At 55.1% G+C, this 17366-nt stretch carries 14 protein-coding genes; all 14 read left to right on the plus strand.

Translation table 11 applies throughout. The features are described 5' to 3' along the window. The coding region (locus P0D70_RS34170) for an EAL domain-containing protein (RefSeq protein ID WP_408187771.1) at positions 1-425 on the plus strand (425 nt) is incomplete at its 5' end. Positions 426-1032: 607 nt separating this feature from the next. After that, the gene (locus tag P0D70_RS34175) at positions 1033-1263 is read left to right on the plus strand and encodes a hypothetical protein (RefSeq protein ID WP_408187772.1); all 231 of its coding nucleotides are present in this window, start codon (positions 1033-1035) and stop codon (positions 1261-1263) included. Positions 1264-1389: 126 nt separating this feature from the next. Beyond that, positions 1390-2628, plus strand: coding sequence for a UDP-N-acetyl-D-mannosamine dehydrogenase (wecC, locus tag P0D70_RS34180; protein WP_408187773.1), 1239 nt, complete (start codon positions 1390-1392; stop codon positions 2626-2628). 206 nt (positions 2629-2834) lie between these two features. After that, complete coding sequence (locus P0D70_RS34185; RefSeq protein ID WP_408187774.1) at positions 2835-3926, plus strand: glycosyltransferase family 4 protein; 1092 nt, start codon at positions 2835-2837, stop codon at positions 3924-3926. Further along, positions 3923-5365 (plus strand): prenyltransferase/squalene oxidase repeat-containing protein, encoded by a 1443-nt coding sequence (locus P0D70_RS34190; RefSeq protein ID WP_408187775.1) that lies wholly within the window; start codon positions 3923-3925, stop codon positions 5363-5365. Before P0D70_RS34185 ends, P0D70_RS34190 begins: the two co-directional genes overlap by 4 nt. An 18-nt stretch (positions 5366-5383) precedes the next feature. After that, positions 5384-6154: a WecB/TagA/CpsF family glycosyltransferase gene (locus tag P0D70_RS34195; protein ID WP_408187776.1), complete on the plus strand. Its 771-nt coding sequence runs from the start codon at positions 5384-5386 to the stop codon at positions 6152-6154. An 894-nt stretch (positions 6155-7048) separates the two neighbouring features. Further along, complete coding sequence (locus P0D70_RS34200; RefSeq protein ID WP_408187783.1) at positions 7049-8422, plus strand: undecaprenyl-phosphate glucose phosphotransferase; 1374 nt, start codon at positions 7049-7051, stop codon at positions 8420-8422. 290 nt (positions 8423-8712) lie between these two features. Continuing rightward, positions 8713-9741: a polysaccharide biosynthesis/export family protein gene (locus P0D70_RS34205; protein ID WP_408187777.1), complete on the plus strand. Its 1029-nt coding sequence runs from the start codon at positions 8713-8715 to the stop codon at positions 9739-9741. Next, the gene (locus P0D70_RS34210; protein ID WP_408187778.1) at positions 9738-10190 is read left to right on the plus strand and encodes a low molecular weight protein-tyrosine-phosphatase; all 453 of its coding nucleotides are present in this window, start codon (positions 9738-9740) and stop codon (positions 10188-10190) included. Before P0D70_RS34205 ends, P0D70_RS34210 begins: the two co-directional genes overlap by 4 nt. Positions 10191-10229: 39 nt before the next feature. Continuing rightward, complete coding sequence (locus P0D70_RS34215) at positions 10230-12476, plus strand: polysaccharide biosynthesis tyrosine autokinase (RefSeq protein ID WP_408187779.1); 2247 nt, start codon at positions 10230-10232, stop codon at positions 12474-12476. Between the two features lie 89 nt (positions 12477-12565). Beyond that, entirely contained in the window at positions 12566-13834 is a 1269-nt protein-coding gene (locus tag P0D70_RS34220; RefSeq protein WP_408187784.1) for a flippase, read from the plus strand. A 9-nt stretch (positions 13835-13843) separates the two neighbouring features. Beyond that, positions 13844-14659 (plus strand): glycosyltransferase family 25 protein, encoded by an 816-nt coding sequence (locus P0D70_RS34225; RefSeq protein ID WP_408187780.1) that lies wholly within the window; start codon positions 13844-13846, stop codon positions 14657-14659. Continuing rightward, complete coding sequence (locus P0D70_RS34230; RefSeq protein WP_408187781.1) at positions 14652-15959, plus strand: O-antigen ligase family protein; 1308 nt, start codon at positions 14652-14654, stop codon at positions 15957-15959. The genes P0D70_RS34225 and P0D70_RS34230 overlap by 8 nt, the downstream gene beginning before the upstream one ends. 171 nt (positions 15960-16130) lie before the next feature. Further along, the gene (locus P0D70_RS34235; RefSeq protein WP_408187782.1) at positions 16131-16937 is read left to right on the plus strand and encodes a polysaccharide lyase family 20 protein; all 807 of its coding nucleotides are present in this window, start codon (positions 16131-16133) and stop codon (positions 16935-16937) included. The last annotated feature ends 429 nt before the right edge of the window (positions 16938-17366 follow it).

The raw sequence follows: 17366 nt of genomic DNA on the forward strand, positions 1-17366 counted from the left end.
GCTCGTATGGGGTGTCGCCTGCGCTGTTTGAAATTGAGGTTTCAGATAGCGCTGAAGCGGCGAAACTGCTGTCCTTGCGGACGTTGACCGCGGGTCTGCGGGATGTGGGCATCAGCATCACGCTCGGCAATTGGGGCAACGGCGGTTCGTCGATGGCGCTGCTTGGTGTGCTGGATGTGGATACCGTTACCGTCGCGCGTGAGTTGATGGCGACAGTGCCGAACGATCAGCGGGCGGGGACGGTGATGACTGCGCTGATGGACCTGCTGCATGCGCTCGATGTGCGGGTGGTGGTGAGTGGTGTCGACAATCAGGAACAACTCCAATGGTTGAGCCGATGGCCAAAGGCGTTGGTTACCGGGTCTCTGCTCTCGCGTCCTCAAACCGGGTTGGCAAGCGTGCTGGCGCTACGTCGCTTGTCGTGACAAAGACTCGCGAAGTTACGTAACGTCGAGTGGTTCGGCGCGGCGGGGATGGCGTTCGCAGTCAGTTCGCGGCACCCGGTTTATCTCGTGAATCAATATGACACGTCTTTCCGCGCGATAGAAACAAGGCACAAACGAGTAAAGAGATACTGGCACGCTTGGTGCATTACAAGTTGCACGCTGGACAAGTGGTGGAAGACGTAACGGCAAAAATCGCAGCGAACTCCGTTTCAAACGACTAGCCTGGTCGGGGGTATCAGGTCAGTCTTCTCAACGCGGTGCGATCTTCTTCGTCTAGCCTAGCGGTTGCGCGAGCTCGCATTGATCTGTGGCGGGAGCAGCATGTCGAAAAAGAGTCCCCCATTTTTAATTACGTTCATCTGGGCAGCTTGCCGTGTGATTCGATGAGCCATGTCACGTTATTCATACTGCGGCACTTCTGGCGTGAATAGCGTGGTATTGACAGAACGAGATAGGAACTGCTGGAGCTGAACTTGGGTTCAGCAGTTCTTCACAAACGTTTGACGTGAAAAGCCAGCGCGGAGATAAAAAGTGGATCGGGCGTATTCGGGGCAGCATAAAAAATGGGGCGGTCAGCAGGATGTAAATGAATGTTTGTCTGCGCAACGCAGAAATTGACTCGCGTCTATCTCTCGCAGGGGAACCGTTTCTCGCCGGACATGATTGCTTTCGCGGCAGCTTTGTCCTTCGCCAGACCGCTCAGGCGGTTGAGCCGGAAATGATCCTTGCCGAAATGAACCGAATCACTGCCTCGGTCTCAAGCTCGCGATTTGGCGAGCGCGACTATTTTTCTATGCGGCGCGCCCGCAATCGTTAAGGTGATGGCAAAGCATGCGAACGAATCCCCACGGCTTTGTCGGTGGTACTGCGTGTTGAGTACATGGTGCGGCACCCTGCACCTTTTCTTTCATAAAAAAACTTATCAAGCGACGAGACCAACGCCATGTCATTCGATGTCATCTCTATCATTGGACTTGGGTATATCGGATTGCCCACCGCTGCGGCATTTGCTGCACGCCGAAAGAAGGTTGTCGGTGTAGATGTATCGCAGCGAGCGGTCGATACGATTAACAAGGGTGAGATACATATAGTCGAACCAGAGTTGGACATGCTGGTTCATGCGGCCGTCACACAAGGCTATTTGCGCGCGACGCTGGTGCCCGAGCCGGCTGATGCTTTTCTGATTGCCGTCCCGACTCCGTTTTGCGACGGGAATAAGCCCGATCTGAGTTACATAGAAGCGGCAAGCCGTTCGATCGCTCCGGTGTTGAAAAAGGGAGATATTGTCGTCCTAGAATCAACCTCCCCGGTCGGCGCCACCGAGAGAATGTCGGCGTGGCTTGCCGACTGCCGTCCGGACTTAACGTTCCCGCAGCAGGCTGGCGAACAGTCCGACATACGAATCGCCCACTGCCCGGAGCGTGTGCTGCCAGGCCACGTGATTCGTGAGCTTGTGCAGAATGACCGCGTGATCGGGGGCATGACACGCCGCTGCGGCGAGTTGGCTCGCGATCTCTATCAGATCTTTGTTCAAGGCGACTGCATTTTGACCGACGCGCGTACTGCCGAGATGTGCAAACTGTCCGAGAACGCGTTTCGAGACGTCAATATTGCTTATGCTAATGAGTTGTCGATGATCTGCGATCGACTCGATATCAATGTGTGGGAGCTTATCCGCCTCGCCAATCGCCATCCGCGCGTAAGTATTCTTCAACCCGGCCCCGGCGTTGGGGGGCATTGCATCGCGGTTGATCCCTGGTTCATTGTGGATTCCGCACCTGACGAGGCGAAACTGATTCGCACTGCACGCGGCGTGAACGACGGTAAGCCCCACTACGTAATCGATCAAACGAGGCGGCTGGCGGCACGCTTCAAGGCTCCTGTGATCGCATGTCTCGGTCTGGCCTTCAAGGCCAATATCGACGATTTGCGCGAGAGCCCGGCGATAGACATTGTCAACCGACTCGCCGAAGAGCAGGTCGCCGATATTGTTGTCGTGGAGCCTAATGTATCGTCCCTACCGGACGCGTTGCGGGGGAAGGTCGAATTGACTAGTCTCGCAAGCGCGATTGACGCGGCTGACATCGTTTTGCTGCTGGTCGATCACCGTGAGTTCAAAGATATCAACAGACGCCGTTTGCAGTCGAAGCTTCTGGTCGATACGCGGGGGATTTTCGCGTGACGGGGTGAGAATTCGCGACCACATTGCTCCGACGATCGCAATATTGGTGGTCGGAACGATGCGAGGTTGGACTGAATATATGCAGGAAGATGCGAATGCTCGAGCTGACTCTGCTGCGCATAAGTCCGCCACAGCGATGAGCTTTTGTGACGCATGTGACTTCGCTCTTTGTATCGACGGCCACGCAACTTTACTGGAAATCCGCGATGAACATTCGCATTCTTCATGTTGGACCAGGCCGTGGGCAAAGAGGCGGTATTGCGACGGTCCTTTCCCAGTTGGCTATACAGCGGAAAGAGTTCGAGCAATCCGGCGTGTCTACTTCGTTCTTTGAAACGCGCGGGTTCGGAACCGCTGGCGCGCTATTGGCGTTTGTATTTGTCGATGTTCCATCGTTCGCCCGCGCCGCGATGAAAGTTAACGTTGTACATTTCCATGTCTCTGAGCGAGGCTCGCTGTACAGAAAGTTTGTGCTTTTCCTCGTCGCTACTCTCTTAAGGAAAGGTACGGTATTTCAGTTGCATTCGGGGAATTTTGAACGCTTCGTCATGAACTCGGATTTGGTCACGCAGTTTTTCTGCAGATCGTTTCTCAGTCGGGTCGATTGTGTAATCGCAGTTTCCACGCCAATAGCGAGATGGCTACAGAGCTGGCGGGGAACCGGCGCTGTCAATGTGGTCGGCAATATGGCGCTCGACGCTGAGCAACGAGCCCCGACGTTTCGGTCGCAAGCATACGTTAAACCTTACATTGCTTTTGCCGGGAGACTGAGCGAAGCAAAAGGTCTGAAAGACCTGTTTATCGCCGTTGCTGAGCTAATGCGAACGGGCCGGGACATTCAGGTGAGAGTCGCCGGGACGGGGGATATCGAATACTGGCAGCGTATTGCCGGTATGTACGGAATCGCCGATCGAGTTATCTTCGAAGGTTGGCTGGACGGCGACGCGAAACTCGCGTTTTATACTGGGGCACACCTCTTCTGCATGCCGAGTCATTTTGAGTCTTTTGGTATTGCGACACTGGAGGCAATGTTTTGTGCGTTGCCTGTTGTCGGTACGCGTCTAGGGGGGTTCCTCGATCTTGTCGAAGATGGTGTCAGTGGCTATCTGGTTGATGTAGGCGATTCACACGGGCTTGCGGAAGCGATATTGAAGGTACTCGCTGATCCGGAGCGCGCATTTAACATGGGCGCCGCCGGACTAAGGCGAGCCCGTACCGACTACCGCGCGAGATCGATTGTGCAGCGGTATGTCCAGTGCTATCGACAGGTCAGATTCCAATCGGGGACCGGGCAATGAGCACAGATGATGTGTGGGTTAAATTGCCGCCAGTCATACCGCATCCCAAAGGGAACGATCATATGTCTGTTGTTCGCGGTGAGTCGGAAATCGATCCAGACAATGATGGGCTGATAGGTGGTGCCGATGAGGCTCGAGAAAAACGGTATCACGGCATCCTGCAGAATCAAACCGATTCGGCCGACGAACGTGCAGTCCGGGAGTTGTCAACACAACTAGGGTCGTCGGATGAACACGCGAAGGTTGGCAAGAACGCGTCCCGTCTCGACGCCGATTCGTTGGCAGAAATTCTGCTTGCGCAATGTCGGACAAGCGATTATGCGGGATATGATCCGTTTGATGGGCTCAATAGTTCACTCTTCAAAAGGCTGGATTTCCGCCTTCCTCCGTCCCTAAAAATTGCTTGGCTACAACTCCATAAGCGGAGTCCTTTGAACTTGAGACCGTTTGTTGGTGTTCCTTGTCGCCGCAACCCGAAAGGTATTGCGCTGATCATTCTTGGGCTTATCGAGCGGGAAAGGCGAGTGGGCGACGGGGGGAGCATTACAGAAGCTGTTCGGCTGGCGGAATGGTTACTGAAGCAACGCTGCGTTCGGGAGCAATGGAAGCATAGCGCTTGGGGATACCACTTTGACTGGGCTGCACGCGCTTTCTTTGTCCCATGCGGCACTCCTAACGCCATTACCACCTGCTATATAGCTCGTGCGCTTGCCGCACTTGGAACTGAGACTGGCGACCCGCGATTTATCGAAGTAGCTACTGACGCAGGTCTTTTCATAGACTCGCTTTACCGGGAGGATGATGGATACTACGCATATATCCCCGGTGAAACCGCATTCGTGCACAACGCGAACCTTTGGGCTGCAGCGGTTGCCGCCGAAACTGCAAGCCGCCTGGGAGACAACGCGATGATGCAACGAGCGATTGGCGCAGCGCGCCGCTCGGTAGCAATGCAGCGCGCGGATGGTGCCTGGACCTATGGTACGCGCGATCACCACTCCTTTATTGACGGCTTTCACACAGGTTATAACTTGGAAGCACTGTCTGCTCTGCAACTGGCCGCAGGAATTGACGAATTCGAAGAAGCCATACGGCGAGGAATGGCATTCTACAGAGAGAACTTTTTCCTCCCAGACGGCACGGTTAAGTATTACGACAACTCAATCTGGCCATTGGATACGCATTCGGTTGCACAGGCGTTGCTTACATTGCGCACTGTGGGTTCAGGCGATGAAGATCTCCGCCTGGCAACGAGGGTTTTCAAGCGTGCGGTACACACGCTCTATATGCCGCGTGAGCGCCGTTTCGTGTATCAGAAAGGAAAGCTGATGACTAATCGAATCAATTATTTGCGCTGGACGCAAGCTTGGGCTTTCTATGCGATTGGAGCATACGCGAACAGCATTCGTATGAAAAGCGAAAGACAGACGCTTGAATAATCTGATGGGGTTAAAGCAATGAAGCGAATCGAACTCTTCGGATGTCCGATGGATGTCGCGACCATGCATGAGACCATTAAGATCATTGGCGACCGAATCGAGGCCAGGCAATTCACCCAACATGTCGTGGTTAATGTCGCGAAGCTCGTCAGCTTGCAGACCGACCTGGTGCTGGATGCGTCAGTGCGGGCTTGCGACATCATTAATATCGACGGCATGGGCGTGGTTTGGGGCGCGCGGTTGTTGGGCCATTCTGTACCGGAGCGGGTTGCCGGAGTGGACCTTTTCGAGCGCCTCCTGCAGATGGCTGCGGCGCGTAGTCTTCCTGTATTCCTGCTGGGCGCAACCGACGCAGTTGTGTCGAGGACCGCGTCAGTGATAGCAGTTCGACATCCTGATTTGCGGATAGCTGGCTATCATCACGGATACTTCTGGGAAGATGAGGAAGAGGTAGTTGAGCAGATCCGACAATCCGGGGCGAGACTGCTTTTTGTCGCAATTACGTCGCCGAAGAAGGAAGTCTTTATTAATCGCTGGCGGGATCGTCTTGGAGTTGATTTTGTAATGGGAGTTGGCGGCACGTTTGATGTTGTCTCAGGTAACGTGCGTCGGGCACCCGAATGGATGCAGCGCAATGGGCTTGAATGGGCCTATCGGGTCGGCCAGGAACCGAGGCGTATGTGGAAGCGATATTTCATTACGAACAACAGGTTTGCGGTCATGCTTTTGCGAGCTCGTATTGCATCAGCGTTTCAAGGAACAGCAGGCCAACCGAATGAAAAGACGTAGGGTCCCGGCAATCGCAGGTTGATGATCTTGCTTTGGTGCTACCGGTGGACGGCCGCGGCTACGCGATCACGCGGGTAGCACCAGGAACGGCGACGTCAATAGCGCCTGCGGCCCATCGGCGTGCGGCTGCGCGCGCTTTCGGCGTTCTTCGGCATTATCCAATTCCCTCCTGCTCACGTGCCAATTTCTCAATCGACGGCCGGCCTTCGGCAGTCTGCCGTCTGAAATGAGCGAGCCCGGAAGTGTCTGAAGGCAAACACCCAGTCGACGGGACCCACCGGAGATGTGCGCGAGGGCTTGAAAAGTCACCGCTTGATTCCCGGTGACAGTCTGCGTTTTGCAGCAGGTTGCAGCCGTTCGAAAGAGGGCGGTTCCCACGCAGTCACGACGTAACGTTGCCTGCATGTTACGTGACTTCCACGCGTAACGCTCTCGTCTGCGTCGGGACTCACAAGCTGATTTTTTCGTGAAACCTCCCGCTGGGCCTAAAAAATGTGACGCCATTTGGATTGGCACGATAGATGCTTTTATGGGGCTGCCAGCGCGAAATCCGGTACTTGTGGGAGCCGGAAATATCTGGCTTTAACGGTTTCGGAGAGCCGCTTCCACGCGATCCCTCTCGCGATCCGAATCAAGTGTGTCGGTGTGCTTGGCGCGGGCGGTTCAGTTCGCCAGCCTGGTGAGGTTGGGGTATGCAGACTGGGCCAGTTGGCATGCTGTTGGATTGAGGGAGGCTTTAGCCCGGTTCTGAAGTGTGGAATTCGAGTCGGGCGTACGGGGACGCGATTCTCACGCAATTTGTGTTGAGTTCCGTATTTCCGGGTTCAAGCCATGTCGATAAAAATGGATCGCAGGTCGAGAAAAGACCGCAGATCCTGCGATGCCGGGGTCATCATGGTCGTAGTCCGATCAGTTGTTGCGCGTATCTTGGATGTGCTGGTAGTGGTTACCGGCGCCATCGTGGCGTCGGACGCCCGTCCCGCTAGCAATGCGCTCGCGCAGCCTGACTTCATGCTCGTATCGTTTGTCGCGATGTTCACACTTGCGGCATTTCCAAAATTCCAGATCTACGTTTCGTGGCGCGGCCGATCTTCGATAGCGATGATCAGCCAGGTCTGCTTTGCGTGGATATCCGTTCAGACTGCGAGCCTGGTGCTGCTGTTCATGATCCATCGAACCGACCACGTGTCGCGGTTGTGGTTCGCCTATTGGACTGGCCTCTCGGGGATTTGGCTGATCGGCATTCGCGCATTTGCATACCTGTTGCTTGCGCGTGTTCGGTACGCGGGGCTCAATTTGCGCCGAGTCGCCGTGATTGGATGTGGCAATCACGCGCGGTATGTCATCAACCGCCTGGCCAACTCTCCTACGAGCGGATTCCGGATCGTCGCGCTATATACTCCTCAGCAATGTGTCGCGTCGTCTGCCGTGCCGACCTTCGCGGACGTCGACACATTCGCGACCTTTGTTCGAGCCGAAACCGTCTCCGAGCTTTGGCTCGCTTTACCACTATCAGAGGCTTTGACGATTCAGGCGGTCCTCAAAACGTTCGGCGATGATCTCATCAATATACGTCTCATGCCGGACATGGGCAGTATCGGTCTGATTGGTGGGGGGGTCACTGATCTTATCGGAATGCCGACTGTCAACCTGATGGCATCGCCCTTGTCGAATGCGGCAATGCTCAAGAAGGCGGTATTCGACCGCCTATTCTCCGCACTCGTGCTCGCGGTGCTCGCTCCGTTGCTGATCGTCATTGCCGTGATGGTGAAGCTGTCTTCACCGGGGCCCGTTATTTTTACTCAGTTTAGAAAGGGAGCGGATGGGCGCGTCTTTCGCATCTACAAGTTTAGGACAATGCGTCAACACAACGAGGAGGGGGGCGTTTTACGTCAGGCTACTCGCGGCGACGTACGCATTACGCGGGTGGGGGCGTTCTTGCGGCGCATGAGCCTCGACGAGTTGCCACAGTTCTTCAATGTCCTGAGAGGAGACATGTCTGTCGTCGGGCCGCGGCCGCACGCGATTGAGCATGACAATCATTATAAGCCGCTCGTCGTCGGTTATATCCACCGATACCGTATCAAACCGGGCATTACTGGCTGGGCGCAGATCAATGGATTTCGTGGTGAAACAGACCATATCGACAAGATGATCGGACGTGTGCAGCACGATCTCTTCTATTTGCGCAACTGGTCGTTCTGGCTCGACATGCGGATTGTTGCAGCGACTATCTTTAAAGGATTCGTTCATCCGAACGCCTATTGAACGAGCACGGCAACTCGCCGCGATTAGTTCACTCTCATGCTGGAACTTTGCGGTGCAGTTATGAATATCGAAATGGAGAAGTGGCGTCCGTCAACACAAAGATCGCTGTCGGAAAAGCGACACTGAGGCGGGCATTTGCTTGATGTTCACATCAAAACAAAATAATGAGAAATTTAGAATACTATCTTTCGGATTCCGTCGCGCCAGGCCTCCGCGGCAATCGAGTGATCGCGTTTTTCCTTGGAATATGTGTCATTCTGTCTGGATGCACCGTTGCGCCGGGAATGCGAATGAGCGAGCCTGCAACACTTCCGACCTCGGATAACGCATCGGTGCAGGTGCCGATCTCGGAGATCAACGCGACGTTGATTCAACAATTGAAGACATCGTCTGCGGCGACCAACTCAGCGGAAATCGAAACGCTGTCCGGCAAGCCGTCTCCTTACACGTTTGGCACGGGCGATGTACTGCAAATCGTTGTTTGGGACCATCCCGAGCTTACCGAGGCGCAAGGCCCGCAGCAGCAGTCAAATGGTCGCCCCTCCGATCCACCACAGGGTTTTGTGATTGACCATAACGGGAATGTCCAGATTCCGTACGCAGGTGACGTGCATGTTGCTGGGTTGACGATGGATGAGGCGCGTTCGGCTGTAACGAGTGCCTTGTCGCGGTTTTTTATCAAGCCGAAGGTGTCGGTGCGCGTGACGTCGTTTCGAGCAAAGGAGATTTTCGTTGATGGTGAGGTCCGTACCCCGGGCAACGTGCCCATCAATGACATCCCGATGACGTTGTTCGAAGCAGTCAACCGCGCCGGGGGATTTGCGCCGACTGCGGACCAGAGCCATCTGATCCTCGTCCGCCAGGGTGTGTCGTATCCGCTCGATCTGCCGCGCATGCTTTCGCGCAATGTCAACCCTGCGAGCATTCTGCTTCGGGATGGCGATTTGCTGCGCGTCGTCCCGCGCGAGGAGAGTGGCGTCTATGTAATGGGCGAAGTAAATAGGCCGGTGACAGCGCTGCCACTGCGCACAGGCAAGCTAACCTTGAGTGACGCGCTTTCGCAGGCCGGCAGCCTGAATAGCGCTAGTGCGGATGCTGCGCAGCTTTACGTAATTCGTGGCGCACAAAGTAGCGAACCCAAAGTGTTCCATCTGGATGCGCGCTCTCCCGTCTCCATGGTCTTGGCTAATCAATTCGAGTTGCTGCCCAAGGATGTCGTTTATGTGGACGGCAATGGCCTGGTTCGTTTCAGCCGCGTGTTAAGTCTATTAATGCCGGCGATCAATGCAGGACTCACTGCAGCTGTCGTAACAAAATGATCCGGCATCTTCTCATTGTATGCCAGGGCAATTTGTGCCGGAGTCCAATAGCACAGGGCCTGTTTCAGCGACTGCTGCCTGATATCACGGTTTCATCAGCCGGCTTGGCAGCCACGGACGGTATGACGATGGACCCGGTCGCGAGGAGCATGCTCAAGCTGCGAGGAATAGACATGTCGTCCCACCGCGCCAGGCGGCTTGACGAAGGAATGTGCCGATCGGCCGACCTTATCCTTGTCATGGAGTTTGAACAGCGCAAGGCTATAGAACGGTTCTATCCGGCCGCACGAGGGCGCATCTATCGCGTCGCGGAAGTATTTCCGTCTGACGTACAGGATCCGTATCAGCGTTCGCAGCGCAAGTACGACTACGCCATGACGCTTCTTGAGCACGGCGTCAATGACTGGGTTGAACGTATCAGAAAATTATCCGCGTGTGGCCAGCGCTAAGCGAGCGCGCCTCGCTTCGAAAGGACAACAGAAGTAAAAATGAACTCTTCCAAATCGAAACCCCAGTTCTCACGCGATCCGGACGAAATCGACGTACGCGGGATCGTCGATATGATCGTCAAGAACGCAAAGCTCATCATTGCAGTGACAATTGCCTCTTTCGTGCTTGGTGCACTCTATGCAGTCATTGCCGCGCCTGTTTACGGCGTGGACGTCGTCGTTCAAGTTGAAAGCAGCGGCACCGATATGATGGGAGGGGCGGACGGCGGTCTGGTTGGCGGACTCAGCACGCTTTTCGATGTCAAGTCGACAGACGACGGCGAGATGGAGATTCTTCAATCCCGTCTTGTAACGGAATCGGTAGTCAAAGACAAACGTCTATATATTGATGCTCATCCTAACTATTTTCCGATCATCGGGAGCGCAATCGCTCGCCATAACAAGAAATTGTCGAAGCCCGGGTTGCTTGGGTTCGGCGGTTTTGCATGGGGACGTGAGAGCATTGTAGTATCGTCATTCGACGTGCCGCGGGACTTCTGGGAGGACCGGTTCACTATCACGACACTGACGGACGGGCGCTACCGCCTGTCGGGCAGCGACATCGAAAGCGACGCTACCGGTCAGGTTGGGGTGCCATTGCACGTGCGAACCATTGCCGGAGACGTGAATCTGCTAGTCGATCACATCGAAGCGCGTCCGAATTCAGAGTTCGTTGTCCGTCGATTTTCCCAGCAAAAGATCCTGACGCAACTTCAGAAAGATCTGGTCGTGACGGAGAAGGGCAAAGATCAGTCTGGCGTAATCGGCATGAAATACGAAAGCCTCGATCCGCTTCTCGGTGCAGGCGTGATCAATGAAATTGCCGACAACTACGTAAGGCAGAACGCCGATCGAAAGGCTGCTACTGCGGAAAAATCCCTGCAATTTCTGACTGCACAAGTGCCCCAGGTCGAAGGGCAACTGAGGGCCGTGGAAGATCGCCTGAATGCTTATCAGAACAAGCATCAAATTGTCGATTTGAGCGAGCAGGCGAACGCAATGCTCGGCCAGGCTGTCAGCGCACAGACTACGTTATTCGAGCTGGAGCAAAAACGAAAAGCGCTTGCGTCGGTATTGACGACGGAGCACCCGCAACTTGCCACGCTCGATCAGCAGATCGCGGCCGCGAGAGTCAACATCTCTTCGTTTGAGGGTGCGATATCGCGTTTGCCGGATGCTCAGCAAAATGTTGTGAGGCTTCGGCGCGACGTTACCGTTCAGACTGCAATCTATGTTGGTTTGCTGAACAGCATTCAGCAACTTCGTCTCGCGACGGCTAGCAAAATCGGCAACGTGCGCGTTATCGATCATGCGGTGGTTCCTGACGAGCCGGTGCGTCCAAAGCTGGCTCTGATCGTAGTGCTGGCGACGATCATTGGGCTGCTAGTGGGCACGTGCGTGGCCATTGCCAGAGCCGTGTTACATGGTGCAGTAACTGATCCGTCTGAGATCGAGAGAGATACCGAGCTGGAGGTGATTGCGACAATTCCGAAGAGCCGGGCTCAGAAAAAATTGGCCGTGGTCGGGACCCTTCAGTCCCGTTCCATTCTCTCTCTTTCACGCCCGAACGAGCCTGCAGTCGAGGCTCTACGCAGCCTTTGTACAGCAATGCAGTTCCTTCTTCTCGATAAGCCCAAGAACAATTTGGTATTGGTGACCGGACCGTCCAGCGATATCGGGAAGTCGTTCACTTCCGCTAACGTTGCAATACTTCTCGGGCAATTGAACAAGCGAGTGCTGTTGATCGATGGCGACTTGCGGCGTGGTCACCTTGCGAAGGATTTCGGCGTTCGTTCGCGCAGTGGTCTTTCCAACGTGCTCGGCGGCGAGATTGAGGTCAAAGACGCCATTGTTCGCGATGTGTCGCCGCACGTTGATTTTCTCCCTGCTGGTCCGCGAGTCGGCCAGCCAGTTGAGCTCCTCCAGTCGAACAGGCTGTCGACGCTGCTATCCGATTTCTCGCACCATTACGACCTGGTGCTTATCGACGCGCCGCCGCTGCTTCCGGTGACGGACGCAACAGTATTTGCTGCATTTTCCGGAACGATTCTGCTGGTGGCGCGTTCAGGTGTCACGAGTCTGGGCGAGATCCGGGAGTCGGTTAAGCGCATCGGTCGGGTCGGAGCGAAAGTCTCGGGCATTGTTTTCAACTGCTTCAGTCCTGGTCTGCGCTCGGCGCAGTACGGCAACTACGGCGCGTACGCATACGAGGGAGCCGAAACCGTAAAGGGCCTCAAACACGAGTGACCGAAATCATGGAAAAGGCGCCATCATTGTCGATGCAAAAGTCGGAGCGTAGTGACATGTCTCGCGCGAGTGGGGCCGCATGCGGAGCGATGAGTCTAGGCCGGAACTTTGCAGCGATGTTGTTTTGGCAGGTCGGAAGTTACCTTGTGCCGCTCGCTACGTTTCCATATCTAACCCGCACTCTGGGGCCATCGCAGTTTGGCGTTGTGAGCTACGTGATCGCGTTGACCGTATATGGAACTGCCTGGACCGAGTGGGGATTCAATCTGAGCGGACCGCGCATGGCCGCGCAGTCCCGCCAGGATCTGGCCGGGCTAAATGAACTCGTCTGGTCAATTGTCGGGGCGAAGGCGTTTCTCTGCGTGATTTCGTCCGCGGTCTTGTTTGCGGTCGTCCACTTTGATCGCGAGATGGGGGGATTGGGAGCGGCAGTCTGGATCGGCTGGCTGAGCGTTGTCGCGAACGTATTCACTTTCAACTGGCTCTTGCAAGGTCTCGAGCGCTTTACGCTGTTCGCGACGATTGCGCTCGTCGGACGATTTGCGACGCTGCCCTTGACCTTATGGTTGGTCACTTCGCCGAGTGACGTCAATGCCGCAGTAGGCATTCAGTCGGTCGCGTCCTTAATCGTCGCACTTGGTTCGATGTTGGTCGCTTACCAGCAGGGATTGCTGGCGGCCCCTCGATTCTGTTGGAGATGCATTCGCACACGGGTGGCTGAGAGCACGGATATGTTCATATCAACGGCATCGATCAGTTTGTTTAGCGCAACCAACGCGGTCATTCTGGGCAGCATATCGGGCCCGTATCAGGTAGGGTTGTATGTGGCGGCCGACAAGCTGAAGACTGTGGGAAATATGGTGCCGGCTCAGATTAACACGGTTTTGTACCCGCGCATCGCCTCCTGTTTCTCCCAGCAAGGACCGCACGATGTAAGGACGGCCGCGAAATTGACGGCTCTCGGCCTTCTCGCGACGGCGGCAACGACGGGTATTGGTTTGATTGCGTGTTTGTCGCTTTCAGACGTTCTCACCCGCATCGTCCTTGGGCGGAATTTTGTGGCGGCAGCGCCGATTCTAAACCTGCTGTGTGTGTCGACGTTCTTCGGAAACTTGGCATATTTTTTGGGTTTGCAGGTGCTCGTGCCGTTCGGCGCATCTGCACGGCGCGCGCGCGCGATGCTTGCAGCAGGCGTATTCAATGTCTTATTGGCGTCGCTTCTTGTGCCTCGCTTTGGCGCACACGGCGCGGCGTTCGCCTACTTGGCGGCGGAGGTAGCGTTGTTCGGTATCTATACGATATGGATCGTCCGCACTCCGGAGATGCGCGCTCACTTGATGCAGTTGAAAACGTTTTGAGACGGAATCATGTTTGATATTTACGTAATCTCGCTTCCGGGGTCGCCGCGTCGCGCTTTGATAGAACAAGCTTTGATGAATCGCGGCATCGAATATCGTTTCCACGAAGCGTTTGATGCACGTAGCCTTGATGCTGATAAGTGCGCTAAGCTGACTGATCCCGTGGAGGCAACGGTGCGTTACGGGCGCCCACTCAGCCGCGGTGAGATTGGATGCTTCTACAGTCATCGTTCGCTGTGGCCGAACATCGTGCGGTCGGGACGCGCTGCCGTCGTGCTGGAAGATGATGCAATGCTGGACGATGCTTTTTTTGAGTCCGTTTTACACACATCGGAGAGCGCTTTGTCGGCGCGAGCGGATCTTGTCTTGCTTGGTCGCTCAAAGCTTGCGCGTCGGAACGCGAAGAGAACATATGTGTACGAGCCACTGAAGCGCGCCGATCGTGTCGGTCGCTTGTTAATAGGCGTTCCATTCAAACAATGGACAAGCGGGTCGGTAGGTTACTGGATCAGTGCCGATGGTGCTCGAAAGGCGCTCGATCATACTGGCGGAGCAATAGCGAGACTCCTTGACGATTGGCCTTGGCATCGTGACCACGGTCATCTGCGTATCGCGGAGTTGCGACCTTACGTCGTGTGGGAGGCATTCGAGACGATGCCGAGTTCGATTGCGTCAAGTCGGGCCGCGCTGACGATGCGTCGGTCCGTCGCCTATGAGATCGCTCTTAAACCTCTGAGGATCATACGCACGGCGATTCGGTGGTTCTCAGTAGTATTGCTTATAGCGACCTCATCCCGCGAAAAGCTGTACCCACATCATGAATAGCCACGACCTGGCCTATGGACCTGGTCCAGTCCCCCAATTTTCGGAGACTAACTCCCGAGTTGCCGCCACACTTGCTTGGGCGGTCCTCATCATTGGTTTGGGGCTTTTTCCGATCGGCGATTTTCTGTCTGTGTACGCAGCCAAGGGGGCTGCGGCTCAGGGCGCTGACGCACGGATATCGCTGTTGTTGCGAGGCGTGACGATAGCCGGTCTTACCGCCTCGTTGATGTATGGGTTTCGGATAACCAGGACAGGGCTTTGGCGCGTGATCGCATTTGCATTTGTACTATGCGCGACGTTCGGCTCATATGTGTTGGGGGTGCTAGCGAAGAATGAGTTGCAGGAGCAGTTAATCTTTGTACTCAAAGTGTTTGCATTCTTTGTCTACCCCGCCGCGATGCGCATGCTGAGTGACCGACGCCTGCGGCAAGTCGAGTCTGTTGCCTTTGTGTCGCTAATGATTTATGGCCTGTCGATAGTAGTCGGCGCCGCATTGTCAATCGACATGTTTCTCAGCTATCAAGCCGACACTCACATTCGGTCTGGATATAAAGGCATCATTTACGCGCAAAACGAAGCGGCTGCTCTGGTTGTCGTGTCCATTGGCTTCGGCTATCTTCACGCGCTGCTGCGTGGCTGGTCGTGGCGCACCATACTGCTGATAGGATGCATGCTGGTTGCGGCCCCTCTGACTGGCACAAAAGGAGCAATTTTGGGCGCGCTCGCGGGGACGTGTGCATACTTCTACTCACGTTATAACGCGATCAAGGCGACATTTTTCGCGGCCCTCATACTGCTCGCTTTGGTGACGGTAGCGGCGTCTGCGTATTTTTTCTTACCAAAGGTTAGCGCGGCCGTTGACTTGAGTTTGCGTTATTTTCAGCATCAAGGTGGACGAATCGGTGACGAGAAGATTCTGACGCTTCTGCTATCGGGGCGGAATTTAAAATTTGCCAACGTGTGGGACGAAGTTCAGAAGAATAACTACATCGAATTGTTGACCGGCGGCCATCCAGTCGTTCGCTACATGGTGGAGATCGACATTCCAGATCTAGTACTGGCATTTGGTCTTCCTATCTTCTTGATATATTTCGGCGCGCTGGCCCAGAACTTCGCTCGCGGTGGTTCGGACCGTCAAGTTAGTCGCTTTACCCAGATCTTTTTCTGGATTGTCGTTGCGATGGCATCGACGGCAGGTCACGTCTTTGTGTCCGCCGTCATTGGTCCATACTTGGCATTGGTCGCGGTTATTTCACAGCGCGCAAGACGATCGCCGCGCGCATGCGGTCCCAGAGGATGACGGCCGACGGGCGTAGTGCTTGGCTCGATCCGGTTTAACTTTAGTTGTGATCGGATTGACTATTGTCGTTGAGCTTGGCGTTTTTGGGTTGTGACCTGTCAAGGAAGGAGCAACCACTCCGAATCTGCTGGTTTCCGCCAGCTACCGTCGAGGACCACCAGGACGAAATAGATGAATAGAAATTTTCCTTCGCTGGGCATGACGTTGTCGACGCTTGGACTGGTTTCGGTGTTTTTGGCGACCAACGCAATCGGCACGTCGAATGATACAGCCCCAAGCACGAGTGCGTATATTTCAGTCTATTCAACGGATTTGGGATCCGGCCTCGGAAGCTTGCTAATCCAGGCGGAGCAACCGGCTGACATCATGCTGGTGAATGATCCCGCAGTCGCGGGGCGCCGTGCGATTCGTGTGCAAGTCCACAAAAGTGACGATTTTTCGAAAGTAGCAAATGGTTCGCCGCGCAGCGAATTCACGTTGCCTCGAGATTTTCATATGGCCCCGGGCGAGGAATATCTGATTCGCTGGCGAACTTATCTTCCGCGTGATTTCGCATTTGATCGACAGCAGATGGAGATCATCACGCAAATCCACCAAAGTGGATCGAGGGGGTCGCCGCCGTTCATGCTGACCTTGCTCGGTATGGACTATACGCTTTCCGTGCGCGGGGGAGGAAATACGGAACACGGGTCAGGTGTCCGCCTTTGTTATGCACGCGACGATCTAGATAGGTGGGTGAATTGGACTCTGCAATATACGCCGGATGCCAGCGGTCGCGAGGCGGTTACGCGCCTCTGGAAAGACGGGAAACTCGTATTCAACGGCAACGGGTTGGCAAATGCATATCCAGGGGACCAATTCGCCTATCTGAAGTTCGGAGTCTACAAACCTGGTTGGTTGCGTCAGCCTTCAGACGTCAATGCAGTTGAGCTCTATTTCGGAGATTTATCCGTTTTTGCAAAAACGGTTAGGCGGTAGGTGCGTGGAGCAGGGTACATGCGTCCAACCACGGCGGAAAGTGTGGCGGATCAGATCAACCCGGGTTGTCATGCGGGTTGTCCGGGCAGGCGACATGCACGATGCGCGGCGTAATCTGTTCCTTTGGCGCCGATGTGCTGCCGTTCGTGTGGTCGCGATCAGCAGTAATGTCGATCTGGCCGTAACGGTGGTCGATGCTGTAGCTTGATATCCAACGCGCGACGATAAACCTGTTGAATCAGAGGACTTCGCTCAATCAAGCGCCCGCGAGAGTCTTGCAAACAACCCATTCTGCTCGATCCACTCCGCGTACTCCCGATACTCCGGATCATTCATCAAATGCCTTTCTTCAGTCTTGGCCCGAATGAAATACAGCATATTGACCGCAAGCAACGCCGCACAATGCGTCACCGCAACCTTCCACCCCAG

The organism is Paraburkholderia sp. RL17-381-BIF-C (genome assembly GCF_046026435.1).
Lineage (GTDB): Bacteria > Pseudomonadota > Gammaproteobacteria > Burkholderiales > Burkholderiaceae > Paraburkholderia.